The sequence below is a fragment of the Nonomuraea sp. NPDC002799 genome, assembly GCF_053592075.1.
Genome location: NZ_JBSFVA010000030.1, coordinates 99,350 through 123,052 on the forward strand (window position 1 = coordinate 99,350; position 23,703 = coordinate 123,052).

The 23,703-nt window shown below is 67.9% G+C and carries 23 protein-coding genes; 18 read left to right on the forward strand and 5 right to left on the reverse strand.

Features of this window, described 5'->3' with window-relative positions; all coding sequences use genetic code 11:
- The first annotated feature begins 21 nt into the window (after nucleotides 1–21).
- From ACWD0F_RS38605 to ACWD0F_RS38635, 7 genes are all read left to right on the forward strand, one after another.
- Nucleotides 22–771: an enoyl-CoA hydratase-related protein gene (locus tag ACWD0F_RS38605; protein WP_449885388.1), complete on the forward strand. Its 750-nt coding sequence runs from the start codon at nucleotides 22–24 to the stop codon at nucleotides 769–771.
- Nucleotides 768–1,931 (forward strand): thiolase family protein, encoded by a 1,164-nt coding sequence (locus ACWD0F_RS38610; protein WP_449885390.1) that lies wholly within the window; start codon nucleotides 768–770, stop codon nucleotides 1,929–1,931. The genes ACWD0F_RS38605 and ACWD0F_RS38610 overlap by 4 nt, the downstream gene beginning before the upstream one ends.
- Nucleotides 1,932–1,944: 13 nt before the next feature.
- The gene (locus ACWD0F_RS38615; protein WP_449885393.1) at nucleotides 1,945–2,331 is read left to right on the forward strand and encodes a Zn-ribbon domain-containing OB-fold protein; all 387 of its coding nucleotides are present in this window, start codon (nucleotides 1,945–1,947) and stop codon (nucleotides 2,329–2,331) included.
- Between the two features lie 30 nt (nucleotides 2,332–2,361).
- Nucleotides 2,362–3,273 carry a LysR family transcriptional regulator gene (locus tag ACWD0F_RS38620; RefSeq protein WP_449885396.1) on the forward strand — a complete coding sequence of 304 codons (912 nt, stop codon included), beginning with the start codon at nucleotides 2,362–2,364 and terminating at the stop codon, nucleotides 3,271–3,273.
- A gap of 99 nt (nucleotides 3,274–3,372) precedes the next feature.
- The gene (locus tag ACWD0F_RS38625; RefSeq protein ID WP_449885398.1) at nucleotides 3,373–3,990 is read left to right on the forward strand and encodes a TetR/AcrR family transcriptional regulator; all 618 of its coding nucleotides are present in this window, start codon (nucleotides 3,373–3,375) and stop codon (nucleotides 3,988–3,990) included.
- Between the two features lie 52 nt (nucleotides 3,991–4,042).
- Nucleotides 4,043–6,154: an acyl-CoA dehydrogenase family protein gene (locus ACWD0F_RS38630; RefSeq protein WP_449885400.1), complete on the forward strand. Its 2,112-nt coding sequence runs from the start codon at nucleotides 4,043–4,045 to the stop codon at nucleotides 6,152–6,154.
- Between the two features lie 50 nt (nucleotides 6,155–6,204).
- Nucleotides 6,205–6,525, forward strand: coding sequence for a restriction endonuclease (locus ACWD0F_RS38635; protein ID WP_449885464.1), 321 nt, complete (start codon nucleotides 6,205–6,207; stop codon nucleotides 6,523–6,525).
- A 222-nt stretch (nucleotides 6,526–6,747) separates the two neighbouring features.
- On the opposite strand, the gene ACWD0F_RS38640 is transcribed toward ACWD0F_RS38635, so the two are convergent.
- The 4 genes from ACWD0F_RS38640 to ACWD0F_RS38655 form a co-directional block, all read right to left on the reverse strand.
- Nucleotides 6,748–7,341, reverse strand: coding sequence for a TetR/AcrR family transcriptional regulator (locus ACWD0F_RS38640; protein WP_449885403.1), 594 nt, complete (start codon nucleotides 7,339–7,341; stop codon nucleotides 6,748–6,750).
- Between the two features lie 35 nt (nucleotides 7,342–7,376).
- Nucleotides 7,377–8,570, reverse strand: coding sequence for a cytochrome P450 (locus tag ACWD0F_RS38645; RefSeq protein ID WP_449885405.1), 1,194 nt, complete (start codon nucleotides 8,568–8,570; stop codon nucleotides 7,377–7,379).
- 152 nt (nucleotides 8,571–8,722) lie between these two features.
- Entirely contained in the window at nucleotides 8,723–9,160 is a 438-nt protein-coding gene (locus tag ACWD0F_RS38650) for a hypothetical protein (protein ID WP_449885408.1), read from the reverse strand.
- Nucleotides 9,161–9,332: 172 nt separating this feature from the next.
- On the reverse strand, nucleotides 9,333–10,661 hold the full coding sequence (locus ACWD0F_RS38655) for a hypothetical protein (RefSeq protein WP_449885410.1): 1,329 nt from the start codon (nucleotides 10,659–10,661) through the stop codon (nucleotides 9,333–9,335).
- A 378-nt stretch (nucleotides 10,662–11,039) separates the two neighbouring features.
- Here ACWD0F_RS38655 and ACWD0F_RS38660 point away from each other — a divergent pair, with 378 nt between their 5' ends.
- The 5 genes from ACWD0F_RS38660 (at nucleotide 11,040) to ACWD0F_RS38680 (ending at nucleotide 18,638) form a co-directional block, all read left to right on the forward strand.
- Nucleotides 11,040–12,515, forward strand: coding sequence for a UDP-N-acetylmuramoyl-L-alanyl-D-glutamate--2,6-diaminopimelate ligase (locus ACWD0F_RS38660; RefSeq protein ID WP_449885413.1), 1,476 nt, complete (start codon nucleotides 11,040–11,042; stop codon nucleotides 12,513–12,515).
- A 70-nt stretch (nucleotides 12,516–12,585) separates the two neighbouring features.
- The gene (gene murD, locus ACWD0F_RS38665) at nucleotides 12,586–13,980 is read left to right on the forward strand and encodes a UDP-N-acetylmuramoyl-L-alanine--D-glutamate ligase (RefSeq protein WP_449885416.1); all 1,395 of its coding nucleotides are present in this window, start codon (nucleotides 12,586–12,588) and stop codon (nucleotides 13,978–13,980) included.
- Between the two features lie 6 nt (nucleotides 13,981–13,986).
- Nucleotides 13,987–15,111, forward strand: coding sequence for an alanine racemase (alr, locus tag ACWD0F_RS38670; RefSeq protein WP_449885418.1), 1,125 nt, complete (start codon nucleotides 13,987–13,989; stop codon nucleotides 15,109–15,111).
- The gene (locus tag ACWD0F_RS38675; protein ID WP_449885421.1) at nucleotides 15,108–17,495 is read left to right on the forward strand and encodes a PEP-utilizing enzyme; all 2,388 of its coding nucleotides are present in this window, start codon (nucleotides 15,108–15,110) and stop codon (nucleotides 17,493–17,495) included. The genes alr and ACWD0F_RS38675 overlap by 4 nt, the downstream gene beginning before the upstream one ends.
- 102 nt (nucleotides 17,496–17,597) lie before the next feature.
- Nucleotides 17,598–18,638 carry a serine hydrolase domain-containing protein gene (locus tag ACWD0F_RS38680; RefSeq protein ID WP_449885423.1) on the forward strand — a complete coding sequence of 347 codons (1,041 nt, stop codon included), beginning with the start codon at nucleotides 17,598–17,600 and terminating at the stop codon, nucleotides 18,636–18,638.
- Nucleotides 18,639–18,770: 132 nt separating this feature from the next.
- On the opposite strand, the gene ACWD0F_RS38685 is transcribed toward ACWD0F_RS38680, so the two are convergent.
- The gene (locus ACWD0F_RS38685) at nucleotides 18,771–18,965 is read right to left on the reverse strand and encodes a hypothetical protein (RefSeq protein ID WP_449885425.1); all 195 of its coding nucleotides are present in this window, start codon (nucleotides 18,963–18,965) and stop codon (nucleotides 18,771–18,773) included.
- A gap of 98 nt (nucleotides 18,966–19,063) precedes the next feature.
- Between ACWD0F_RS38685 and ACWD0F_RS38690 the strand changes: the two genes are divergently transcribed.
- The 6 genes from ACWD0F_RS38690 (at nucleotide 19,064) to ACWD0F_RS38715 (ending at nucleotide 23,702) form a co-directional block, all read left to right on the forward strand.
- On the forward strand, nucleotides 19,064–19,459 hold the full coding sequence (locus ACWD0F_RS38690; protein ID WP_449885427.1) for a hypothetical protein: 396 nt from the start codon (nucleotides 19,064–19,066) through the stop codon (nucleotides 19,457–19,459).
- 994 nt (nucleotides 19,460–20,453) lie between these two features.
- Nucleotides 20,454–20,696 carry a GntR family transcriptional regulator gene (locus ACWD0F_RS38695; RefSeq protein WP_449885430.1) on the forward strand — a complete coding sequence of 81 codons (243 nt, stop codon included), beginning with the start codon at nucleotides 20,454–20,456 and terminating at the stop codon, nucleotides 20,694–20,696.
- Nucleotides 20,697–21,084: 388 nt separating this feature from the next.
- A complete protein-coding gene (locus ACWD0F_RS38700; protein ID WP_449885433.1) occupies nucleotides 21,085–21,489 on the forward strand; it encodes a hypothetical protein in 405 nt (134 codons plus the stop codon).
- Nucleotides 21,468–22,256, forward strand: coding sequence for a hypothetical protein (locus ACWD0F_RS38705; RefSeq protein ID WP_449885436.1), 789 nt, complete (start codon nucleotides 21,468–21,470; stop codon nucleotides 22,254–22,256). The genes ACWD0F_RS38700 and ACWD0F_RS38705 overlap by 22 nt, the downstream gene beginning before the upstream one ends.
- Nucleotides 22,257–22,940, forward strand: a complete 684-nt coding sequence (locus tag ACWD0F_RS38710; protein WP_449885439.1) for an SAF domain-containing protein — start codon at nucleotides 22,257–22,259, stop codon at nucleotides 22,938–22,940. It abuts the gene before it with no gap.
- Between the two features lie 150 nt (nucleotides 22,941–23,090).
- Nucleotides 23,091–23,702, forward strand: a complete 612-nt coding sequence (locus ACWD0F_RS38715; RefSeq protein ID WP_449885442.1) for a hypothetical protein — start codon at nucleotides 23,091–23,093, stop codon at nucleotides 23,700–23,702.
- The last annotated feature ends 1 nt before the right edge of the window (nucleotide 23,703 follow it).

Sequence of the window (23,703 nt, forward strand, 5' to 3'; positions counted from 1 at the left end):
GTCGAGCGCCGCGATCACATTATGTTGATCACATTGAACCGACCCGAGGTACGCAACGCCGTGAACGCGGAGCTGACCCGCGCCGTGGGTGAGGCCCTCGATGAAGCCGACGCCGACGCCGCGATCCGGGCTGTGATCCTGACGGGCGCCGGGGACAAGGCGTTCTGCGCCGGCGCCGACCTCAAGGCCGTGGCCCGCGGCGAGTTCACCGCTCCCGAGGGCGTCAAGCCGCATTGGGGCTTCGCCGGATGCGTGACGCATCCGATTGGCAAGCCAGTCATCGCCGCCGTCAACGGCTTCGCCCTCGGCGGTGGCACCGAGATCGCGCTCTGGGCCGACCTGGTGGTGGCCGCCGACAGCGCCCAGTTCGGGCTGCCCGAGGTCAAGCGCGGCATCATCGCGGGCGCGGGCGGGGCGTTCCGGCTGGCCGCGCACCTGCCGACCAAGGTCGCCATGGAGATCCTGCTGACCGGCGAGCCGGTGCCCGCCGCCCGAGCCCTGGAACTGGGCCTGATCAACCGCGTGGTACCGCGGCACGAGCTGCTGACCGCCGCGTTCGAGCTGGCCGGGAAGATCTGCGTGAACGCGCCGCTGGCCGTGCAGGCCAGCAAGCGGATCGCGCGCGGTGTCTCCGACGGCACGATTCCGTCGGAGCAGGCCGCCTGGGAGCGGACCGCCGCCGAAACGGCGGCGGTCATGCGGTCGGCGGACGCCAAGGAAGGGCCGCGCGCCTTCGCCGAGAAGCGCGTCCCCGTGTGGGAGGGCCGATGAACCGAGCGCCTGTGATCGCCGGACTTGGCATCACCGAGATGGGCAAGGTCTACGGCCGCACCGCCCCCGAGTTCGCCGCCGACGCCGTACGACGCGCCGTCACCGACGCCGGGCTCGCCCTGCACGACGTGGACGGCCTGTTGACCAACACCGGCTTGACCGGCGATGTCGGCCTCGGCCTCCAGCGCGACCTCGGGCTGCGCCACCTGCGCCTGCTGTCGGAGGTGCAGGCGTACGGCTCGTCGGCCGGCGCCATGGTGCAGTACGCCGCCATGGCCGTGCAGTCCGGCATGGCCGACGTCGTGGCCTGCGTCTTCGCCGACGCGCCGTTGAAGGACAAGGCGGCCGGCGGCGGTTCGGCCTACGCCGGCGCAGGCCGCCGGCTCACCGGCTGGCAGGGCCTGGCCGCGGCCTCGGGCATCTACAGCGCCAACACGATGTACGCGCTGGCCGCCCGCCGCCACATGCAGCACTACGGCACGACGAGCGAGCAATTGGGCCACATCGCCGTCGCGCAGCGTGCCTGGGCCGCCAGGAACCCTCTCGCCCAGATGCGCGACCCGATCACGCTGGATGACCACCAGAACTCCCGGTGGATCGCCGAGCCGTTCCACCTGCTCGACTGCTGCTTGGTCAGCAACGGCGGCGTCGCCGTCGTCGTCACCTCCGCCGACCGGGCCGCCGACCTCGCGCAGCCCGCCGTGCACATCCGCGGCTGGGGTCAGGCGCACCCGGGCTACGTCATGGGCCGGGACAGCGAGTTCGGCCTGGTCAGCGGCGCCGCCCTGTCGGGGCCCACGGCGCTGAAGATGGCCGGGGTGACGATCGCCGACATCGACGTCGCCGAGCTGTACGACTGCTACACCTACACCGCGCTCATCTCCCTGGAGGACTACGGCTTCTGCGCCAAGGGCGAGGGCGGCCCCTTCGTCGCCAGCGGGGTGCTTGGGCCGGAGGGAAGCCTGGCCGTCAACACCGGCGGCGGCCAGCTCTCCTCCTACTACATGTGGGGGATGACCCCGCTGTCGGAGGCCGTCATCCAGGCTCGTGGCCAGGGCGGCGAGCGCCAGGCCCCGCGTAACGACATGGTGCTGGTCAGCGGCAACGGCGGCGTGCTCGACCATCACTCCACCCTCATCCTCAGCCCGCACGCGCGATAGGAGCACACCCGACATGCCCGTGGGAATCGTCCACCGTGACGCGGCCACCGCCGAATTCTTCGACGGCACTGCGCGCGGGGAACTGCTGATCCGGCACTGCGGCCAGTGCGGTGCCTTCTCCGCGCCGCAGGCGCGCACGTGCCTCCACTGCGCCTCGGCGGAGCTGTCCTGGGCGCCCGCAGCCGGGGCGGGACTGGTGGTGAGCTGGTCTGTGGTGCACGCCAAGGGCCTGCGGCCCACCGTGGTCGCCGTCGTCGAGCTTGACGAGCAGCCTTGGGTCCAGGCCCAGATCACCGATGTCGCGCCCGAGGACGTGTACGGCGGCATGCGGGTAAGCGTGGCCTTCGTACAGCCTGAGGGGGGTGAAGCGGTCCCCGTGTTCCGCCCGGCGACCTCATGATCGCCTGATCCCGCCGTTACCCTGAGCGGGATGGACATCCAGCAGCTCAGGTACTTCGTGGCGGTCGCCGAAGAGCTCCACTTCGGCCGTGCCGCCGAGCGGCTGCACGTGACGTCCTCCCCGCTCAGCAGGCGCATCCGCGACCTGGAGAAGGAACTCGGCAGAGACCTGTTCGACCGCCGCTACCACCAGGTCGAGCTCACCTCCTTCGGACGGACGTTGCTCGGCCCCACCCGTGACGTCCTGGCTCGCTTCGACGCGCTGTCCCACCTGGAGGACGGGCCCTGTTCGGAGCCGGTGGCCGTGCGGGTGGGGGCTACGCCGCTCGCCCCCAGCCAGATCCTGGATCTGGTGCTACAGACGTTCGAGAAGGTGAGCCCCGAGAGCGAGCTGCCGTTGACGCTGGAACCATCCGCGGGACTGCTCTCTCTCCTGGCGGCGAACAAGCTCGACATCGCCGTTGTACACCTTCCGGTGGACGCCCCCGATCTGGACTCGCTCGCACTGGCGGAGTACCGCTTCGCCATCGTCATGCGTGCCGACGATCAGCTCGCCGGCCGTTCACACCTCACGCTCGGAGATCTCGCCGACCGGCAGATGCTCCTCACCTCACCCAAGGTCCACCCGCTGGTGATGAGAGGGCTCCGCGATCACCTGCGCAAGGGTGGAGTCACCCAGATCCGCGAGCTGCCGCACAGCGATGTCGTCCAGCTGGCAGTGCACCTCACGCACTCGCGCGTCCTGTCACTGGTCACGCCGAGCACTCTGTCGGGCCGCATCATGGAGGAGATGGGTCTCGTGCTCGTGCCCCTCAACGATCCGGACCTGCATTTTCAGCTCGGCGTCGTCTGGCCCGGAGAGGCCGAGACGCGTGGCGGACCCGTCGCAGAAGTCGTCGCTGCCCTACGCGAGCATAACGGCGGCGCGCCCGTCATTCTCTGAAGCCTCCGCCGCGAGAACGCCGCCACCAGGCCTCTCGCCCACCATACGTCCCGGCTATATTGGACGGGATGCGTTCAGGAATATGAGGAGGCGAGGCGGATGGGGGCCACTGCAGGCCGTCGCCGTGATCCCGGCGTCGATCGCAAGGTTACGGATGCCGCCATCGCGCTTTTCGGCGAGTCCGGCTGGGCGGGGTTCAGTATCGAGGCCGTGGCGCGGGCCTCGGGCACCGGTAAGGCGTCGATTTACCTGCGCTGGCCGAGTCGCGAGGCGCTGCTGCTGGACGCGCTGACGTCACGGATCAAGCCGGTTACCGAGGTCGACACCGGCAACGTGCGCGACGACCTCCTCGGCCTCGCTCGGCAGATCCTCGGCCTCTATCTCGGCGACGCGGGCCGCGCGGCCCTGCGCATCGGCCTCGAGGCGGAAGGCATCCCCGCCGTCGGTGGTCCCTGGCAGGCGCTGCGCGCGTCGCAGGGATCCGCCGCGCGTGCCCTGGTCAGAAGGGCCATCGACCGGGGTGAGCTGCCTGCGGACACTGCGGTGACGATGCTGCTCGACACGCTCTGCGGCGGGGCCATGATGCATGTCATGGCCACTCCAGCGGACCTGCGCGGGCGGCTGGCCGCCGATCCCGGCGAGTTCGCCGCTCGCCTGGTCGACTTCCTGCTCACCGCAGTGAATGGGGTGGCCCGACCCGCTATTGCGGAACGCTAACCGTCCGATATGGTGAAAGAGACGGACATCGTTCAGTAATAGGGAAGTCGCCATGATCAAGACCGTGCCGGCAGGTGAAGCGGACGTTTCCGCATTCGCCGAAGCCGTACGTGGCACACTGGCCCGCTCCTGGCCGGACGCCCGCGCCGCGAGCGGTGCAGGACTCGCCGAGCTCTGGCCCGCCGCAGCCGACCAAGGCTGGTTCGATCTCGGAGCCGAGGGCGCGCTCGCCGCAGCCGTCGCGGCGGTCCGCGAGCTGGGCCGCGTGGCCTGCCCCTTCCCCCTGCTGGACGCCTATCTGGCCACCTGGCTGTTCCAGCACGACGAACGGGTGATCGAGGAGATCACCGCCGGGCGGATGCGGGTCATCGCCGCGGTGCCGGGGGAGAACGGCCGTGCCAGGCACCTCGACGCCGCCGCCGAGGCCAGCCACTTGCTCGCCATCCCGCCTGCGGGTGGGGTCGCGACACTGAGTCGTCTAACCGAGGTGCGGGCGACTCCCGGATTGGCGGCCCCCGACTGGTCGGACGTGACGACGGGCGAGATCGAGGCGCGTGCGGACGTCGCGGCTGAGGACGCCGACGAGGCGATCGTGCTGCTGCGCTTGCAACTCGCGGTCCGCGCCCTGGCCGCCGCGAGCCGCGCGCACGATCTAGCGTTGGAGCACACCAAGCAGCGCCGGCAGTTCGGCAAGGTCATCGGCTCCTTCGGCGCCGTCCAGCAACGCAGCGCCGTCTGCCAGATCGACGTGAGCGCGGGCGACCTGCTGATCGCCGACGCCCTGCGCAGCTTCGAGCGGGGCGGTCACGATCGCCTTCTCGCCGCTGAGATCGCCGTGGAACACGCACGCGCGGCTGCGCCCCGTGTCCAGCTCGGCGCCCACCACACGCTGGCCGCCATCGGCTACTTCGAGGAGCACGAGGCCCCATGGCTCTTCCGCCGCGTGCACGGTGACGTTGCCCGGCTGGGAACGTTCGGACGAGTGGCGGGCGACGTCGCGGACGTGCTCGCCGAGGGCACAGGCACCCTGCCCGCCAAGGAGCAGGACGAAGCGTCCGAGGCCTTTCGCGCAGAGGTCAGGCGGCTCTTCGAGGGCAGCTCCGGGACGGGCACGATGGCCGTGGACAAGGAGCTGACCAGGGAGGTCGCCGAGCGCGGCTGGCTCGGCATGGCGTGGCCGCCGGAGGCAGGCGGACGTGGCGCGCCTCTTGCCGAGGAGGTCATCCTGAACGAGGAGGCCACCTACCATCGCGCCCCCGTGGCCAAGGCTCTGGGCGCCGTGATGCTGCTTGGCACGTCGATCCTGAAGCACGGAACCCAGGCGCAGACGGACACCTTCCTCCCGCTCATCCGCCGCGGCGAGCTCGACTTCTGCCTCGGTTACAGCGAGCCGGAGGCGGGCTCCGACCTGGCCTCGCTGCGTACCAGCGCCGTGCGTGACGGCGACGACTGGGTCATCAACGGTCAGAAGTTGTGGACCACCGGCGGGCACACCGCCGGCTGGGTCTGGCTGGCCACCCGTACCGACCCGGAGGCTCAGCCCCGGCACGCCGGGATCACTGTCTTCCTGATCCCCATGGACACCCCGGGTATCACCGTCCAGCAACACCGGGCCCTGTCCGGCGAGATCTCCTGCACCGTCTTCTACGACGATGTTCGCGTGCCCGACGGCATGCGCGTCGGCGAGGTCAACGGCGGCTGGCGGGTCATCACGGACGCCCTGGCGGGGGAGCGCATCACGATGGGCAACATCGCCGCCGCACTGCACCGGCAGCTCGACGATCTCCTGGACGTCGTCCGCACTGATCCGGAGCAGGTCGTGGGACTCCGCGGCTCGGCCCGGCGCGCCCGGTTGCGCGATCTGGCCGTAGGCGTGCAGGCCTGCCGCGCCCTGGTCGCCTCGGCCATCCAGGCGAGCGGTGACGGCTCCCGTCTGCACGCGCCGATGGCCGGGGTCATGGGCGGCGAGCTGGCCGAGGAGTTCGGTGAGGCGGTGCTGGACATCCTCGGCCCACAGGCCGCGCTCTCCGCCGACGTTCCCGGGGTTCCGGGCGGCGGGGCCTTCGAGTATGGCCTCCGGCTGTCGGTGATGTACGTCGTCGGCGGCGGCACCAACGACATCCAACGAGGGTTGATCGCCCGAGGTCTCGGCCTGCCCCGCTGACACCCGCGTCACGCCGATGCCCAGACCTCCCGCTCCATTTCGACACCAAGCTGTATCAGGCGAGCGGCGACGGTGGCGTGGACTGCGTGGCTTACGACACGCGACCCATCGCGAGCGCCAAGATCATTGTTCAGGCCAAGCTCTACACCAAGACAGTCCAACCCACACATGTGCGCGACTTGTACGGAACCGTGCAACACGAGGGCGCCAGCAAAGGAATCATGATCACAACATCGGGCTACGGACCCGACAGCTATAAGTTCGCCAGCGGCAAACAGCTAGAACTGATCGACGGTGCAGGACTGCTCTCCTTGTGTCACGAATACAACATCCCCGCCCGCATCCTCAATCGAGGAAAGAAGAAGCCCTGAGCGCCTCCTCCCATCTCGTCACCTCGCCTGCCGAGAACCTTATCCATGCAGTTCAAGCGGTATGTGCACTCGTGGAGGACGCCGACGAGCCAGTCTCGTCGGCGTACCCTTCGGAGGTCACCGCTCCACCATGTCCTTGCGGCGGCAGGTAGAACAACCCCCGGCGGTCGCCTCCGCCCGGCTCGGTCAGCGCGGCCAGGTCCACTGCGCGTGCATTCGGCTTCAGTATGCGGTGCTGGAGGGCGCGGGCAGGTCGTCATCCGACGGCCGCAGGCTTGTCAGCAGCAGGGCCAGGTAGCGGCGGGGATCCAGGTGAGCGGGATCGGCGGGGTGGGCGGTGGCCAGCGCCATGACGATGATCGCGGCCAGGTCCCGGACGGACAGGTCGGGCCGCACCTGGCCTGCCTGCTGGGCTCGTGCCAGCACGGCGCCGAGCGGCCCCATGAACCGCGCCGCGAGGTCGACGGTGAGCGCGCCCGACTGCCGGGCCGCCTTCAGCAGCCCATGGTGGGCGGCCAGGGTGTCGACAGCAGCGGTCAGCGCGTGGGCCAGCGCGTTTCCGGCGTCGGCCGCGTCGCGGGCGTCCAGAGCCAGCGGCTCGACCTCCTCGGCGAAGTAGGTCTGGAAGGCGGCTCTGATCACCCCGTCGCGGTCGCCGAAGCGCCGGTAGACGGTGGCGCTGCCGATGCCCGCCTGCCGGGCGATCTCCTCCAGGGAGACCTCGGGGCCGCGTTCGCGCACGACGGCGATCGCGGCCCGGATGATCTTGTCGGCGTTGCGCAGCGCGTCGGCTCGCTGTCGCTGCTGCTCGTGCACGGGCGAACGCTAGCAGCCGGGCCGGAAAAGGGCGTTCACCAAGCGACTTCGAAGACCGACAGGCCGTAGACGACGTTGAAGGAGCGGAACTCCGGCCGGGTGCCGGTCTCGCGCAGGTCCGGGAAGCGCTCGAACAGCGCAGGGAAGGCGATGCGCATCTCCATCCTGGCCAGCGGCGCGCCCAGGCAGTGGTGCACGCCGTGGCCGAAGGCGACGTGGCCGAGGTCGCCGCGGGCGATGTCGAGCCGGTCGGGGTCGGAGATGAACGCGGGGTCGCGGTTGGCGGCCGGCAGCGCGCACATCACCAGCTCACCGGCCGGGATGCGGGTGCCGGACAGCTCGACCTCGGTGGTGGTGAGCTTGCTCGTGCCCGAATGCACGATGCTGAGCCAGCGCAGCAGCTCCTCCACCGCCGGGCCGATCCGCTCGGGCTCCTTCCTGAGCAGCTCGAGCTGGTCGGGGTGACGCAGCAGGGCCAGGGTGCCCAGACCGAGCATGTTGGAGGTGGTCTCGTGGCCGGCCACCAGCAGCAGTCCGGCGATGCCCACCAACTCGTCGGTGGACACCTCCTCGCCGTGCTCGCGCACCAGCATGCCGAGCATGTCCTCGCCCGGCTCGGCCTGGGCACGGGCGACGAGCTCGGCCATGTAGGCGCGCTGTTCCAGGCTCGCGGCCTGCCGCTCCGCGATCGGCAGCGAGATGTCCAGCAGCTTGCCGGTACGCCGCTGGAAGTCGCCGCGATCGGCATAGGGCACGCCCAGCAGCTCGCAGATGACCAGCGAGGGGATCGGCAGGGCGAAGGCGGAGACCAGGTCGGCCGGCGCTCCCGCGCGCTCCATCGCGTCCAGGTGCTCGGTGACGATCGTGTGGACGCGCGGCTCCAGGCGGCGCATCCGCCGCATGGTGAACTCCGGCGTCAGGAGGCGGCGCAGCCGGGTGTGCTCGGGCGGGTCGAACGCGAGCAGGTTGCCCGCCCGCATCTGCTGGAGCTCCTCCTCGCTGTAGTGGCGACCGACCAACTGGAACCTCATGGTCTGCGCGTTGCTGAAGCGGGTGGCGTCCCCGAGCACCTCCCGCACGTCGGCATGGCGGCTGACGAGCCACGCGTTGACGCCGAACGGCGTGGGCACCTGGCGGACGCCTTCGCCGTCGCGCAGCGCCGACAGCTCGGGGTGGGGGTCGAAACCGTTGCGCCGCATGTACAGGGGCAACGTCACAGATTCACTCATGATCATCTCCCGGGAAGGGGCGACCTGACGGCCGCGACTGACCATCTGTCACAAAAACGACAGTAACCCATCACTTCGCCGCGGTGCCACATAGAGAAATGGAGCAGCAACCGAACGGTAAGCGGGACCACAGGGGCCCGTAGGAGGCGCCTTCACTGTCGCCACTGGCCGCTCAGCGTAGGTGAGCGTGCCTGCGCGCAGCCTGGGGCGGAACGGCCGGCGACGCCGGCGAGCACCAGGTCGGGCTCGGCCAGCGAGTCCTCCAGCGCGGCCCGCTGGTCTGTGGCGCGCGCGATGTCCAGGGCGCTCTCGCAGAGGCCGCCGTGCAGCAGCGAGGTGGCCGGGCCCAGTGGCCGGTCGGGGATGTACCCGACCTCGACCGCGATGGCCAGCCCGCGCGATACCCGGGCGGAGGAGAAGCCGCAGCCGGCGCAGGACCCTCGGGGCAGCGATGTCAGCAGTGCGGCGAGATAGGCTCGATCCTCTGGGGCGAATCTCACGCTGCTGGTGTCGGCGCCGAGCGGCCGCTTCAGCACGGTGATCTGACGACGTAGGACAAGTATCTCGACGTCCTTGTCCCGATCGCCCATCGGCAGCCGGAGCGCGGCAAAGCGTTCGTGATGGTCAAGTAGGCCAGACGAAGCAGCACAGCTGATCATGCCGCACACGTCTCCCTTCCCTGACGGCTGGAGCTCGCACAGCCTAGGGGAAGCCCGAGGAGGCCATGACCTGAGCGGATGTGATTGGCGGCCGGCGCAGCGTTCAGCGGCCTCCAGCTGTCTTGGATCGCCTGCTCAGGATTGATTGCGCCATAGTGTGGCGGAACTCGGCCACTACGGCGGCCTTGGGGTGAGCGCGTTCCAAGCTGTGGCGCAGGGCGCTGCTGCGGGTGGTGATGACGGCCGCGTGTCGTGAGGTGGACAGCGCGATCAGCCCGTGGGCGACCGCTTGTTCCGGGTTTCCGAGCCGGGCGTAGGCCAGGCCGGCGTCCAGGGCGGTGAGCGCTCGTCTGGTCGGGGACGCGTTCGGGTCTTGGTCGTAGATCTGCATGGCCTGTGCAGCCAGTTCCTGGGCTTGGTGGTTGTCTCCCAGCCAGAGGCTGGATGTCGCGGCGACGGACCATGTGCGGACGGCATCGGCCGTGAAGAGCCCCTTGGCGTGGGCTGGGTGTTGTTCGGCCTGGTGACGGAGGCTGGTGAGGGCTTCCCGGGCGGGTGCCTCGTCGCCCAGGCGGGCAAGTGTGCGGGTGAGTTGGCCGGTCAGTCGTGTGTGAGCCGCGCTCTGCGCGGGGGCGAGAAGCAGGCCGCGCTGGGCAGCGCTGAGGGCGTGTTCGGGGTGGTCTTGGTAGAGCCAGGTTGTGGCTTCTACGTCCCAGGACCAGGCGGTTGCCTCGGCGTGGTCGGCCTGTTCGGCGTGGTGGCGGGCGTCGGCGGCGTACGCGAGCGCGCCACGTGGGTCACCTCGGTCGTGGGCGGCCCAGGCCAGCACGAGGGAGAGCCACGCCGCGGTGATGTAGAGCTCTCGGCGCAGCTTGAGGGTCATGCGTCCTTCGAGGAGGTGCGCGACGTAGTGGCGGTTGCGGCCGGCGTCTCGCCAGAGATCATCGGCACTGTAATTGGCGTAGTTGAGCCCGTAGCCGTTGATGGCTTGGTGCACCTGGGCGAGGCTGGCCGGTACGAGATCGGTATGTGCGCTACGGCGGGTCAGTTCTCGTGCCTCGCCTTCGGCGCTGGGCAGCACGCCGCTGGCGACCAGGGCGGTGGCGCCCAGCCGTAGAGCGTCACGGCGGTTCGTACGATCACCTCCTGGCAGGTGTGGGTGCGGTGTGTGATCCACAGCGAACCCGAGTTGAACCGGCCCGGTCTGGAACAACCGACACAGCCGGTCTTGATAGTCGGGGTCGGGAGGCTGGCCGGCTTCCCAGCGTCGCCAGCGCCGCTCGTCGGCTCCACGTTCGGGGAGTTCAGCGGCGGCGCCGGCGGCGGCGAGTTCGTTCACCGCTTGAGGCACGCTCCATCCCCGGGCCAGCCGGGCGCTTTTGACGCCGCGGTGACCGCAGCAGCCACGGAGCGCCTCGGCGATCTCCTCCATGATGGGCAACGGCAGGGGCTCGCCGTGTTCGGCCAGCGCGAGAGCGCGGAGTTCAGCGGCGTGGCCCGTATGAGCTGCCGGCACTGAGGCCTCCGGGTGATGTTCGGCCAATCGGCCCTTCCAGGGTTGCGTGGTTTCACTGGCTCGCACAAGGGCGTCGCGCGCCCGGCTTTTGTAGCGCTTGAAGCCCGCGATCAGGGCTCGAGATGCCACTGGCGACGCCGCGCACGCAAGCGCACAGTGATCCTATCGGGGCGCTGAGTGATCTCGTCGCCGGAGTAGCACGGCCGCGGCCCTGGGCCGGACGTCTCGGCGCGTTTCTCGTGCTCCGGAACCCGTCTGCAAGGCAAGCTGGCATCAAAAGGGAGAGCAGCGGCGATGAACCTGAGTGATCTTCTGGCCGGACACGACTATCAGGTCCTGTGCGGTGACCCGGACAAGGCCGACGTCAGTGCGGGTATCGCCTATGACTCGCGGCGGATGAGCGCGGGATCGATGTACATCGCCATGCGCGGCTCGCGGGCGGACGGTCACCAGTTCGTGCCCGACGCCGTCGAGCGCGGGGCGGCGGCGATCCTCGTCGAGCGCCCGACACTTGGCGATCTTCCGCCCTCGCAGGCGTGCGTGGCACGGGTGGCCGACACCCGCGCGGTAGCGCCGCTGGTGGCCTCGCGCTACTTCGGTGAGCCCTCCCGGGAGATGCACGTGGTGGCTGTCACGGGCACCAACGGCAAGAGCTCTGTCTCCTACATGATCGAGTCCGTGTTGCGCAGGGGAGCGCGGGCGCGGGTCGGTGTGATCGGCACTGATGGGAGTCGCATCGCGGACGAGCCGATCAGGATCGACCAGACGACTCCGACCACTCCGGAGGCGGTGGAACTCCAGCACATCCTGCGTACCATGCGTGATCGCGGAGCGGGCGGGGTGGTCCTGGAAGCGTCGTCGATGGCGTTGGCCCTGCATCGGGTGGACCACACCGACATTGATGTCGGTGTGTTCACCAACCTCAGCCCCGATCACCTGGACAATCACGGCAGCATGGAGGCATACAAGCAGGCCAAGCTGTTGTTGTTCAGCGGATTGTGCCGGCATGCGGTGGCCAACGCCGACGACCCGGTCAGCGCCGACATCGTCGCGCTGATGCCAGACGCGGTGACGACGTACGGCCTGGACGACATGAGCGCTCAAGTACGGGCGACGGACTTGCGGGTGGACGCCACTGGCACTCAGTTCGTCCTGCACCACGCCGGCCGCGCCAGGCCGGCCCGGGTGCCGATTCCGGGGCGGTTCGCCGTCTACAACGCGCTGGCCACGCTCGCCGCCGGTCACCTGCTGGGGCACGACATGGACGCCATGGTCGGGGCGCTGGGGGATCTGCCCGCGATTCCCGGCCGATTTCAGACTTATCAGACCCCGTCCGGAGTGTCGGTGATCGTGGACTACGCCCACTCTTCCGACTCGCTGCAGCAGGTACTCACCACCATCCGTGGATTCGCCGGTCGTCGGGTGATCACGGTGTTCGGATGTGGCGGGGATCGGGATCCCAGCAAGCGCGTCCCGATGGGGGAGATCGCCGGCACCTACTCCGACGTCGTGGTGGTCACCAGCGACAACCCGCGCAGCGAGGACCCTGACGCGATCATTGGCGTGATCATGCTGGGTACGAGCGGCACCACTGCCCGGGTGGAGCGGATCACCGACCGGAAGCAGGCCATCGCCCGGGCGCTGGAGCTCGCAGATCCCGGCGATGTCGTCTTGGTCGCGGGCAAGGGCGCGGAGCCGTACCAGATCATCGGAGACCGCAAGCTGCCGTTCGACGACATGCGCACGGTGCGGAGCCTGGCCAGCGCCTAACGCCACTGCCCGCATATCCCAGCACTCGCGCGACCTCTGTACAGCTTCCCCCACTCCGTTGGAAGTCATCGTGTCTCTTCACCATGCCCGCATTCTGATCGTCGGGCTCGGCGTCAGCGGCGAAGCCGCCGCGGCCCTGTGCGCTTCACGCGGCGTGTCGGTGACAGTCACCGACACGCGCGGCCGTGATGATCTGGCTCCGGCCATCGAGCGGCTCGCCCACCTGCCGATCTCCTACCACCTAGGCACGGAAGCACCGCGCTGCACCGACGACACTCTGATCATCCGCAGCCCGGGAGTACCTCGTGAACTGCCTGTCTTCCTCGACGCCCATCGGCGGGGAGTGCCGGTGTGGAGTGAGATCGAGCTCGGCGCGGCCGTCTGCCCGGCTCCGATCACGACGGCCATCACCGGCACGAACGGAAAGTCGACCACCACCATCCTGATCGGTGATCTGATGAGAGCCGCAGGTCGCACGGTGCATGCCGCGGGAAACATCGGCCACCCGTTCACCGCGTCGGTCCAGCACATGACGCCCGCAGACGCCGTGGTGCTCGAGGTCAGCTCCGCCCAGTTGCAGGACTGCCACCGCTTCGCCCCGCGCATCGCGGTGCTCACCAACGTGCGCCGTGAGCACATGAACCGCTACACCTGGGATCAGTACGTCGCCGCCAAGGCACGCATCGTGCGCAACCACACCGACACGCATGCCACCGTCGCCAATCACGACGACGAGGTGTGCCGCCAGATCGCAGACTCCGTCCCCGGCCGGATTCTGTACTTCAGCACGCGGGAGCCTCTGCCCTCTGGGCTGGAAGGCGTGTTCTGCGAACGCGGCCAGGTGGTGGCGCTGGTCAACGACACCCGAACCATCATGTGCCAGCAGCGTGAAGTGGACGTGCCAGGGGTCCTTCCCAACGTCATGGCCATGATGGCGGTGGGCCTGCTCGAAGGCATCTCCATGGACGTCATCCGTGAGGTCGCCACCAACTACGCCGGGCGCGAGCACGTCATCGAGTACGTCACGACCGGAGCCGGCGTCGACTACTACAACGACAGCAAGGCCACCAACCCGTGGTCCACGATCCACGCCCTGGACGCTCTCAGCGAGCGCCCCATCGTCCTGATCACCGGCGGCAAGGACGACAAAAAAGCCGACATCAGCCCCCTGGCCGCAGCCCTTCCCGATCGAGTACGACATCTCATCACCCTGGGACAAACCGGGCCGCGCACCGCTGCAGCAGCGGCCGTACATGGCCTGACCGCCATCACCGGGACGACCAGTCTGGCCGAGGCGGTCGCCTGCGCCGCCGAACTCGCCAGGCCGGGCGACGTCGTGCTGTTCAGCCCCGGCGCGAACAGCAAGGACATGTTTCCCGACCACCGCACCCGAGGAAGGCTGTTCAAGCAGCAGGTGCATGGGCTCCTCGCCTCCGCGCCCGAGCCGAGCCCCACAGGTGGGTGACGCGAGATGGAGCGTCTGCAGGTACACCTGGATGAGGCCGCACTACGCGACAACCTGCGCACCATCCGCCGGCTCACCGGCCCGGGACCATCGGTGATGGGCGTGGTGAAAGCCAACGCCTACGGGAACGGCCTGATCGCGGCCTCGAAGTTGCTGGCCCGCCACGGCGTCCAGCAACTGGCCGTGGCCACTCTGGACGAAGCCTGTCACCTACGCGCCGCAGGTCTGCTCCTGCCGATCACCCTTCTGGCCCCCGCTCCTTCGGACGCCACCCGCGAGGTCGTCGCGCGCCGCCTGCGGGTCTCGCTGTCCGATCTGGCCGCAGCCCGGCACCTGCACCGGGTCGCAGCTCAGCTCGGCCGGCGGGTGCCGGTCCACATCGAGATCGACACCGGGCTCGGCCGGTACGGGTGGCCGCCCAGGGCAGCCGAGATCGAGCGCCTGGCCGTGCTGGATCGGCTCGTGGTGGTCAGCGTCTACACCCACCTGAGCGGTGGCTCCCGCGCTGAGCTGATCAACCAGCTGCACCTGTTCAAGCGCGCCTATGCCCGGATCGCCGCCGCATTGGGGCATCGGCCTGCGCGGCATGCGCTCGCCAGCACGGGTCTCGCCGCCGGTTTGCAGGACCGCACCCGGTGGGAGATCGTCCGACCCGGCGCCCTGCTGTACGGACTGGCCCCGCGCGACAACTCTGTGCCCACTCCGGCCGGGCTACGGCCAGTGCTGTCGCTGACCTCGCACATCCAGCTCCTGCGATCGCTCCCGGCAGGCGCGAGTATCGGCTATGGCGCCGTGCACCGCACCAGCGCCCCAAGCCTCATCGCCGTGGTACCGGCCGGGTTCGCGGACGGCATCCCCAGGGAACTCGCCGGCACCGGCCGAGTCCTCATTCGTGGCCACGACGCGCCGATCATCGCCACCGTCGGCATGTCGCACCTGACCGTCGACGTCACCGGCGTCCCGCAGGTAGCTGCGGGCGACACCGTCACCCTGATAGGCCACCCCATTGACGTGCAGGAATGGGCGCACCTGGCCGGCACGGTCAACACGGATGTCCTCACCCGTATCGCCCCCGCCCTGCCGCGCACCGTCATACCCATCCCGCACACGCGAGGAGAACGCTCCGCATGACATCGATCATTCTCGGTACGAAGGCACAAACTCTCGAGCGACTGCGCGGACGACTGACCACCGCCGGGATTGTCGATCAGATCACCATCACCGTCGAGCAATGGCGTGCGGACCGGCCAGGTTGCCTGGACGCCCTCCAGCACGCCTTCCCGGGCTGCGACGTGATCGTGCGCAGCAGCGCGCCTGGAGAAGACACTTCGACCGACTCGTGCGCAGGCGTCTACACCAGCGTCCCGCAGGTGCCCGTCGGCGCATCGGACGCCGTGGCGAGTGCCATCGCAACCGTCATCGCCAGCTACGTCCACCGCCACGGCCCCGACGTCGACCACTTCGAGATGCTCATCCAGCCGATGCTGGCCGACGTGACATGCAGCGGCGTCGTCTTCACCCGCGACCTTGTCACGCGGGCCCCGTACCTGGTGATCAACTACGACGAGAGCGGTCGCACCGACACCGTCACCAGTGGAACCGGCACCATCCCTCACATCGTGCGCATTCACCACCAGAGCAGCGTTGCCGATCTACCGCCGCCGCTCAATCAGGTGGCTGCCACCGCTGCCGAGCTCACTCGCCTGCTCGGCCGGTCCGAGCTGGACGTGGAGTTCGCCATCAGCGGCGGCCGCCTGTACGTCCTCCAAGTCCGCCCGCTGCCCGGCGGAGATGGCGACCACCAAGCCGACGACGCGCGCGTGGCCGAGGAGATCGCGCACGTCAAGGAAGCGCTACGCCTGCGCGACCAGCCCGTACACGGCCTGTACGGACAGCACGGCGTCTACAGCAACATGGCCGACTGGAACCCCGCCGAGATGATCGGTGCCCATCCTCGGCCGCTGGCCTTGTCTCTTTACCAGAAGCTGATCACTCGCGAGGTATGGCGAGAGGCGCGCCACCGTCTCGGCTACCACCATCCCGCACCCCACCAGCTCATGGTCACTCTCGCCGGGCACCCGTACATCGACCTGCGCGCCGACTTCAACTCCTACCTGCCCGCCACCTTGGACGAGGCGCTGTGCCACAAGCTGATCGATTTCTACCTGGCTCGCCTGGCCGCCGCCCCCGAGAACCATGACAAGGTCGAGTTCCGCATCTGCCCCAGCGCCCTGGATTTCGACTTTTCCCAGCACGCCGAAGCCATGGCGCGTGCTGGCCTCACCGCCAACGAAATCGAGCGGGTCCGCGCCAGCCTGCTCCAACTGACCACCAACGTGGTGCACGACCGCGGCGGGCAGCTCGCCGCGATGCAGGAGCATATCGGGCAACTCGCTGCACGGCGGCGGGCGCTCACCGCGAGCCCGTACGCCCCGCTGTCACTCGCCGACGCTCTCCTGCACGATGCCCGGCACCTGGGTACGCTGCCGTTCGCCGTCGCCGTGCGCGGCACGTTCATCGCCACCGCGTTGTGGCAATCCCTGCGCACCACCGGCGTCATCACGCAGGCCCAGCACGACGGGTTCCTTGCCGGCGTCCACACCGTGGCCGTCGAGTTCGCCACCGACCTCAGCCAGTGCCAGCAGGGCGAACTGCCGCTCAAGGCGTTCCTCGCGCGCTATGGGCATCTGCGGCCGGGCACGTACGACATCACCGTCCCCAGCTATGCCGCAGCACCTGACCTCTTCGTCGAGCCAGCCCCTCCCACGCCTGCACGACGCTCGAACGCCGCCCCGCCGGACAGGCTGCCCGCGACAACGATGCGTGAGATCGACTCCCTGCTGGCCAGGACCGGCTTCGACTTCACTGCCCAGATCCTGCTGGACTTCGTCCGCGACATGCAGATCCGCCGCGAAGCGTACAAGTTCCAGTTCACCGCCACCGTCAGCTGCGTACTCGACCTCTTCACAGCCTTCGGCCGGCAGCACGGCATGGACACCGACTGCCTGTCCTACCTCACCGTGGAAGACCTTCTCGGCTGCGCACACAGCACCATCCACAGCGACGACATCGCCCGTCTGCAAGCCCTTGCGGGGGCTCGGCGCCAGACGCACACCGCGCAGAGCCTTCTCCATCTCCCCGACGTGATCACCTGCGAGACCGATACTGAGATCATCACCAATCGGCACTTGCCGAACTTCATCACCATGCAGACGATCACCGCGCCCACCGTGCTGCTCACTCGGCCCCAACATGCCAAGAACCTCGACCTTGCCGGACGCATCGTGCTCACCGAACACGCCGACCCAGGCTTCGAGTTCCTCTTCTGCCGAGGGATCGCCGGGCTCATCACCCAGTACGGTGGCGCCGCCTCCCACATGGCGATCAGATGTACCGAGACCGGAACCCCAGCAGCCATCGGCTGCGGCCACGGCACGTTCAGCCAGCTCGCCCAGGCGCACGCCATCACCCTCGACTGCGCAACACAACGGATCATGCCCGCCACGAGCGCCTGACGCCGCAGGAGACCAGCATGTCCCGGGCCTCACGACGCTCATGCCCACTTCCAGCTTCCCTTTCCATATGGCTCCGCGCCTGGCCAAGGTTGGTGAGCACGTATGAGAACCAGCCTTGAGGAGCAGATAGGTCGGCTCCTGCGGCAGGGGGTGGAGCAGCGGATCTTCCCTGGAGCCGTGTGGGCCGTCGGTGCATCGGGCGAAGCCGTACTCCACGGGACTGCCGGAGCGCTCGATCCGCAACGGCCAGGCGAGCCGATGCGATTGACGACCATCTTCGACATGGCCAGCCTGACGAAGATCATGGCGGTGTGGGCAGCGGCCGGCGTCCTATGGGAGAAGGGCCGATTGAGTCTGGACGAGCCGCTGGGATCGGTGCTGCCCGGCGTCGCCGGATACCCCTTGGCTCCAGTGACGATTCATCAACTACTCACGCACACCGCAGGCCTCCCTCTGCGGGCCAACCTCCGGGCCCTCTACGGCGCTGAACACGACGCTATCCACCGCGGGGTGCTGCGAGAGGTACTGCACCGCCGGCCCGGCACCGCCGTCGAGTACACCAACCGGGCAGCCATGATCCTGGGAATGCTCATCGAGCACCTCAATGGCGCCACCTTGGACACGATCTGTGAAAAGACAGTGTGGGCACCACTCGGCATGAACCACACCAGGTTCGGTCCGCTCACTGCCTCGGCAGGCCAAGTGGCCCCCACCGAACTCGACCCGGACTCGGGCGAACGTCTCAGAGGGACCGTTCACGACTTCTCGGCTCGGCTGCTGGGTGGGGTCTGCGGTATCGCCGGTGTCTTCTCCACTCTGGGGGACGTCGAGAGGTTCCTGCAGTACCTGACCGCTGACGATGGCGCGGCAGACGCGGGCTTCGGGAGCAGATGGGTGGAGAAGTCTCTCCAGATCCACACCGGAAGTCTGCGGCCGGCCCGTGGTCTGTTCTGGTACCCAGCTCCTGGCACCAACCCGAGTGACGGCGTCTACGTCCACTACGGGTTCACCGGGACCGCGATGTGGGTCAACCGTGACCGAGGTCGCTGGGCGGCGCTGCTGACCAACAAGCTGTACTACAGCCGGGATCGTGAGCCGATCGCGCGCTTCCGCGACGCATTCCGCGCGCTGGCCTTCAGATGAACGACCTCGTCTCCCTATTCGGCCTGCGCTGACCGACCACCAGTGCGGCCTGTCGACCATCGGTCGGAGCTGTGTAAGCAGGGGCGCGCGTCGTGGCGACGATATGTTCGACGCTGCAGGTTGCGGCCGTCTCTAGTTATTGCCTAGCTGGTCGGTGATTGCGGTCTGCTGGCCCTCTACTGCGGCCTTGATCACGGCCGCTAGACCGAGTGCGACGCCTGCGATGATGGCGGTGATGATCACCCATTCAACGGCTGACGCACCCCGGCTCGGAGCGGTGCGGGCGCGCTGAATCCGCCCACTGAAATATGCCTGCAAATAGATCATCCAGGGATCCATCATGCCCTTCCAGTGCTTGACGTAGCCGTACGATTACTTAAAGTTATCCTGCTCGATCCGCAAAGAACCGGAAGACAGGAGAACAGATGGCAATACGAGCAAGGGTCCTGACCGCTGTGACGGCGGCCGCCCTGGTCGTTGGAGGACCTGCCGCACAGGCTTCGGCGGCGGTGGGCTGGCGTGCCGGCTACAGCGACGGCCTCGCGACGGTGTCCCCGGATCGGTCGGAGGTCAGAATCTGCGACGGCAGAGCAGACGACCGCGTCTACAAAGCGGTCTGGATGAACGACAACAAGCTCGACGCACGGGGGCCGTTCGAGGTGCGCGCACCTCAGGGCGGCTGTAAGACCGACAGTTCAATTCTGGGTGATGTCTGGGTCTTCAAGATCTGCTGGGGGCATCTGGGACCCAGCCGGCGCGTGGTCTGGGACAAGTGTGGGACGCCGGTATGGGTGCAGCCCAAGCCGGATCACATGCAGTAGCAAGCGCATAAGGAAGCGCGTGGGGGCGGGTGGCCCCCCTCGCGCGGCCCGAAGGCGAGGCGGTGGCGCGGCGCGATACCAGCGCAGGTCGACGTGACCCCCAGGTGCCACGGCATGGTGAAGAGCATCACGGCCTTCCCTGCGGATTCCCGCGCTATATGTGACCTGGGGCGAGCGGGTGCTGTCGGTGGGCGGCGCACGAGGGGCCTGTGCAAGGCAGAGGGTGCTTGGCCTTGGACTGGTGTCGAATCCACGGCAGGAGCGGCCGGTACCACCAGGCGGTGGCCTCAAGCAGGACCAGCAAGGGCAACGCGTAGCGTCCGAGGACGGCTTCCATGCCCAGCTTCTCGAGCTCTAGCAACCGTCGGCGAGCCCGGCATCCGTCGCACATCAGGCTCGGATCGCGGGCGAGTCGCGCGACCCGGTTCATGGTGGGCTTGGCATCGCACGCCATGCCTAGTGTCCACACCAGGAACAAGAGGTCAGCTGGAGTAATCATGGAAATGTGCCTACGCCGGCCGGGGCGGTCTGGGCTGGAACACGGAGTGGCATGACGACGATGGCCTTCAGCTCTCCTACCTGGCTCGGCCATCGAGCAGTTGATCCCAGAGCTGCTTGGCAGCGAGAGTCTGGAGCCATCGGCTCTCGGTGACCTTCGAGCCGATCGGAGATTTCGATGTTCGGCGGATGTGCGCCAGTCCGGCTGCCGAGCACAGTTCGTACACCGTGCCCTGGCACTCGCACGTGTAGCTCCGCACTCGGATGTGGGTAGACCTGACGGTCACATCTGACCATTCGATCAAGGCATGCTCGTTCCGCAAGGGCCGTACGTGCATCCCATGGAAGTCCTCCGCAGCCACGCCGCCCTCCTAAAAGCCGCCGTCTCTGGAGTCCCTATGCTGACAGACCTATGAGCACCTGTAAAGGTCGATAATCATAGGAGCATATAGACCCTTCTATGTCTGATGCGTAGGGTCTATCTACAGTTAGGTCGGTGATTGAGTTCAACCCGCGCATCCCGAAATGGAGCCAGGTCGCCGACGAGATCAAGCGCCGGATCGAGGCGGGTGAGATCGGCTACAACGACGTCATCTCCGAGGTTCAGCTGGAGCGCGAGCTGGGAGTATCCCGCCCGACGATCCGGCAGGCCATCGCTCACCTTCGAGATGAACTCAAGCTGATCGAGACGATCCCGGGGCGGGGCTCGTTCATCCGTGAGACGGACTCGAGTGCCTGAGGCGGTCGCCGCGGTTGCGAGTCGAGTGGCTGAATCTCTGCCGGCTGGCCGGCGTACTCAATCAATCGATGGCGTATGCCTCGCTGGGACTGATCAGGGCGAATCTGGTCCAGTCCTCCCGTCCATCACGCCAGCCTGACAGCGCCTCGAACAATCCGCGGTTAATAGCTTGAAGATCGCTTTGCCGAATCGTACGCTACTCTTCGCATTCGAATAGTCGCTTGGAGTCAATATGGTTCGCGGTCGTGCTCTTGCAGTCCTGCTCGCACCGATGGCGGTGGTGGCCTGCCAATCTGAGGCACCTTCGAACCCGTCGCGAGTAGGGGCCAGCGCGTCAACGACGGCGTCCGCTCCTCAGCCTTCGCCGACCAGGCCGCACGATCTGATCGTGGAAACGTATTCGACCTACTGGTCCGTCCTCGCCCAGGCGGGCAGATCATCGCCCGAGCAGGCGCGCGAACTGCTGAAGCCGTATGTGAGGGGAGGCGGTTATCTCGACCACCTCGTCGACGGCGTCAGAGACATGGTCAAGCAAGGGCGCGAGCCGTACGGCCAAGCCGTACCACGCATCAAGGAAGTCCGCGTGGGCGGGGAGCGCGCCGAAGTCCTCGACTGCTTGGACATGTCCGGTGCTGCCATGGCGGATCGCCGCTCCCACCGGCTCATTCCTGAAACCGCCGATGCCAAGACCACCACGATGGTCACTGCAGCTTTGGAACGTTCCTCAGATGGGCGGTGGCGGCTCACGGGCTTGAGCATGAAGGGGACGGCATGCACGTCACCCTCGCGCTGAGTTCGCTTTTGGCCCTGGTGGCTGTAGTTCATGGACCCTCTACCGAGGACAACGGGGCCACTCGCCTGGGCGGCGACTGGGTGACCTACGGCTTCCACCAGCACGCCGGACCAGGTAGCTCCCGCGACGCTGCCGGTAGCGGTGCCGGCTTCGGCAACTGCCATGGCATTGCGGGGAAGGGCTCGATCAGATACATCCAATGCGAAAAAGGACCGGACGGTAAGGAGAACATCTTCAACGCCGTTCTCCCCGGAGAACCAGGGGCTGCGCCAGTCACTCCCGAGATGCTCATGGAGCGAGCCCGGCGCCTGCTCACTCCCTCGGCTCCCAGAATCGTCACCGCCCCGCCGCAGAGCAAGAACGGTTACGTGGGCCTACGGCAGTTCTTCTGGGCTGAGCCAGGTCAGTGGCGTGCGATCAGCAGGAAAGTCACGGCTGGGCCGGTCTGGGCGGAGGTCACCGCAGCCCCGTCCGAGCTGACCATCCGGCCCGGCGCAGGCCAGGCGACGCTGACCTGTCCCGGCCCTGGCGTGCCGTACGACCGGGCGAAGTCACCGGACGATCAGAACATCGACTGCACGCACGTGTTCACTGAGTCCAGCGCCGGACTGCCTGATTCGACGTATCGGGTGAAGGTGTCCATGGTCTGGTCCGCCAGCTGGACCGGCTCGGGTGGCGCCGGCGGCCCACTCGCGCCGATCACCACCACGGCGACGTTTCCGTTGCGGGTCGGCGAGGCTCCGGCGCTGGTCGGAAGGAGCTCCTGAATGGCAGGAAGGTTTCAGCCGGTCGCGCCCGAGCAAACGGCCATTGGTGCGGCACCGCCGGCGCAGGTACCCAAGATCCTTCCGCAGCCACGCCAGCGACGCCGTAGCTCGCTGGTGCTGGGTGCACTTGTCGTCGCCGGTGGTGCAGCCTTGGCGGTCCACACGATCAACGGCCTGAGCGATCGCGAATCGGTCGTGATTGTCAAGCGCGATGTCGCGCTCGGGCAGCCTCTCACCGCCGACAACGTAGCAACGGCGATGGTGGGCCGTGATGAGAGTGTGGCGGCAGTAGGAGGAGCGGACCTATCGCGAGTGATCGGCATGCGCGCCGCCGCCGACCTGATGCAGGGGATGCTCCTCCAGTCCAGAATGATCACGGATCAAGTCACTCCAGTGGGCAATCAGCAGCTCATCCCGATTGCGGTCAAGCCGAGTCGCCTTCCCGCACGTGGGCTGCGGCCAGGTGATCGGCTTCTCGTCGTGCTCAGACCGGATGGCCAGACCGCACCGGACGACAAGCAACTGGCCGGCGGTATCGAGGCCGTGGTCGACCACACCAAGGGCCCTGACACCGACGGGCTGATGGTGGTCGACGTACTCGTGGACATGAGCGATGGCCCCAAGCTCGCCCCGCTGGCCGCCGACGGCCAGGTCGCCTTGGTGCTCAACCCGAGGAGACCGTGAATGTCGATATACGCGCTCATGAGCCCTGGCGGCTCGCCAGGGGTCACCACTACGGCCCTCGCGCTCACCTACGCGTGGCAAGGAAGGGCACTGCTGGCCGAGTGCGACCCCCAGGGCGGTGACGTTCTGCGCGGGTTCCTCGCCGGAAGTATGGACGAGCACGAATGCGGTCTGCTCGAGCTGGCGCTGGCCGCCGCCCACAACCCGGACCCGGCCATCCTGTGGCAGCACGTTATCGCCCTTGATCACGACGTCCGCAACTGGCTGCTGCTACCAGGACTGCGTGATCCCCGGCACCTGGTGCAGCTCGACGGCGCATGGGACACCATCATGGGCCTTCTCGCGGCGGCTCAGGACACGGCGGACGTGGTGCTCGACCTGGGACAGGTCGGCCGATCCGACACCCCGATGAGCCTCCTCGCGGCCTGTGACCTGGCGGTCATGCTGGTGCAGCCCACACTTCGGCATGTCGCACATGCACGGCCGCGTCTCGACGCGCTGGGCCGTCAGATTGGCGATGACGTTGCGATCGGGCTCTGTACGGTCGGAAACGGTCCGTACACCTCCAAGGAGGTCAGCGAGGCGCTCTTCGAGCTGCCAGTGCTGGCGTGGATACCCCACGACCCGAGATCCGCCGCAGTGCTCTCCGACGGCAACCGCGCCAAGAAGTCCTTTCATCGCTCCGCGTTGGTACGGAGCACTTCTCATCTGGGCTCTGCCATGAGAGGCCACCTCGTGAAGAGGACGGTGGCGGCCTCATGAG

Coding starts and splice junctions, on each gene's coding strand:
- ACWD0F_RS38660 (WP_449885413.1), top strand. CDS start 11,040: ATGAACCTGAGTGATCTTCTGGCCGGACACGACTATCAGGTCCTGTGC.
- ACWD0F_RS38715 (WP_449885442.1), top strand. CDS start 23,091: ATGGACGAGCACGAATGCGGTCTGCTCGAGCTGGCGCTGGCCGCCGCC.
- ACWD0F_RS38630 (WP_449885400.1), top strand. CDS start 4,043: ATGATCAAGACCGTGCCGGCAGGTGAAGCGGACGTTTCCGCATTCGCC.
- ACWD0F_RS38710 (WP_449885439.1), top strand. CDS start 22,257: ATGGCAGGAAGGTTTCAGCCGGTCGCGCCCGAGCAAACGGCCATTGGT.
- ACWD0F_RS38705 (WP_449885436.1), top strand. CDS start 21,468: ATGCACGTCACCCTCGCGCTGAGTTCGCTTTTGGCCCTGGTGGCTGTA.
- ACWD0F_RS38610 (WP_449885390.1), top strand. CDS start 768: ATGAACCGAGCGCCTGTGATCGCCGGACTTGGCATCACCGAGATGGGC.
- ACWD0F_RS38690 (WP_449885427.1), top strand. CDS start 19,064: ATGGCAATACGAGCAAGGGTCCTGACCGCTGTGACGGCGGCCGCCCTG.
- ACWD0F_RS38685 (WP_449885425.1), bottom strand. CDS start 18,965: ATGATCTATTTGCAGGCATATTTCAGTGGGCGGATTCAGCGCGCCCGC.
- ACWD0F_RS38615 (WP_449885393.1), top strand. CDS start 1,945: ATGCCCGTGGGAATCGTCCACCGTGACGCGGCCACCGCCGAATTCTTC.
- ACWD0F_RS38605 (WP_449885388.1), top strand. CDS start 22: ATGTTGATCACATTGAACCGACCCGAGGTACGCAACGCCGTGAACGCG.
- ACWD0F_RS38680 (WP_449885423.1), top strand. CDS start 17,598: ATGAGAACCAGCCTTGAGGAGCAGATAGGTCGGCTCCTGCGGCAGGGG.
- ACWD0F_RS38675 (WP_449885421.1), top strand. CDS start 15,108: ATGACATCGATCATTCTCGGTACGAAGGCACAAACTCTCGAGCGACTG.
- ACWD0F_RS38655 (WP_449885410.1), bottom strand. CDS start 10,661: ATGGAGGAGATCGCCGAGGCGCTCCGTGGCTGCTGCGGTCACCGCGGC.
- ACWD0F_RS38645 (WP_449885405.1), bottom strand. CDS start 8,570: ATGAGTGAATCTGTGACGTTGCCCCTGTACATGCGGCGCAACGGTTTC.
- ACWD0F_RS38625 (WP_449885398.1), top strand. CDS start 3,373: ATGGGGGCCACTGCAGGCCGTCGCCGTGATCCCGGCGTCGATCGCAAG.
- ACWD0F_RS38620 (WP_449885396.1), top strand. CDS start 2,362: ATGGACATCCAGCAGCTCAGGTACTTCGTGGCGGTCGCCGAAGAGCTC.
- ACWD0F_RS38650 (WP_449885408.1), bottom strand. CDS start 9,160: ATGGGCGATCGGGACAAGGACGTCGAGATACTTGTCCTACGTCGTCAG.
- alr (WP_449885418.1), top strand. CDS start 13,987: ATGGAGCGTCTGCAGGTACACCTGGATGAGGCCGCACTACGCGACAAC.